The sequence below is a fragment of the Microvirga aerilata genome (assembly GCF_016743775.1).
Classification (GTDB): Bacteria; Pseudomonadota; Alphaproteobacteria; order Rhizobiales; family Beijerinckiaceae; genus Microvirga; species Microvirga aerilata.
The window spans coordinates 1-1,293 of sequence record NZ_JAEQMY010000285.1; the positions used below are offsets into that span (position 1 = coordinate 1).

Genomic DNA, 1,293 nt, shown 5'->3' on the forward strand with positions numbered 1-1,293 from the left:
GCGGTCCGGCGGCCTTGGTGTCGCGCCGGCGCGGCAGGCCCAGCAACCGCTGCTACCCGGCGGTGCTGCGAAGCGAGGTGCTGGCGCTGATCACGGCCACCTATGCCGATTTCGGCCCGACCCTCGCCTGCGAGAAGCTTGCCGAGCGGCACGGCATCGATCTGGGCGTTGAGACAATCCGGCGCTGGATGATCGCGGCGGACCTGTGGCAGGACCGCAAGCAGCGGCTCAAGCGCGTGCACCAGCCGCGCTATCGGCGCGACTGCGTCGGCGAGCTGATCCAGATCGACGGCTCCGAGCACTACTGGTTCGAGGATCGCGGCCCATCCTGCACGCTGCTGGTCTACATTGACGATGCCACCAGCCGGCTGATGCATCTGAAGTTCGTCGAGACCGAGTCGACTTTCGACTATTTCCGATCGACCCGGGAGTACCTGGAGGCCTACGGCAAGCCGGTGGCGTTCTACTCCGACAAGCATGCCGTCTTCCGCGTCAACGGCAAAGGAGCGGTGGGAGGTGACGGCATGACCCAGTTCGGGCGGGCGCTGCATCAGCTCAACATCGACATCATCTGCGCCAATGCTCCGCAGGCCAAAGGCCGCGTGGAGCGCGCCAACGGCACCCTGCAGGACCGGCTGGTCAAGGAGCTGCGTCTGGCTGGGATCTCAACCCTTGAGGCGGGCAATGCCTTCCTGCCGGCGTTCATGGCGGACTTCAATCGCCGCTTTGCCAAGGCGCCCTCCAGCGACAAGGACCTGCATCGCCCGCTCAGCGAAGACGATGAGCTGGACGATGTGTTTGCCTGGCGGGAGGAGCGGACGGTCTCGCGCAGTCTGACCCTGCAGTACGACCAGGTGCTGTTCATCCTTGAGCCCGACGCCGTCACGATGTCCCTCGCCCGCCAGAAGGTCCAGGTCTACGACTATCCGGATGGCCGCTTTGCCATCAAGCACAAGGGCCTGGAGCTGCCGTACAGAACCTTTGACCGCCGCCAGCAGGTGGATCAGGCGGCGGTTGTCGAGAACAAGCGGCTGGGTTCGGTTCTGGCCTATATCGCCGAGCGGCAGAAGGAGCTCGACATGAGCCGCAGTCGCAAAGCACCGCGCCGGCGAGGGCAGGCCAAGAGCCTGTTCAAGGTCGGCTGAGGATCGGGCTGCCCTGACGCAGCGCGGCTGCGCAACCCGGGCCAGCTCCGCCGCGCTGCTTCCGGCTCATCCGGTCGAACCTGACCAGCCGGTTAGGGTGACATTTCTAAAGGGGGCAATCAGTGACTTGTCTAACGAGTTCCGACAT

Annotated in this window: 1 protein-coding gene; it reads left to right on the forward strand. The window is 65.0% G+C overall.

What is annotated here, in order from left to right:
- Positions 1-1,145, forward strand: a 1,145-nt coding sequence (locus JKG68_RS32375) for an ISNCY family transposase (protein WP_202066536.1), incomplete at its 5' end; no start/stop codon positions are given.
- Positions 1,146-1,293: the final 148 nt, after the last annotated feature.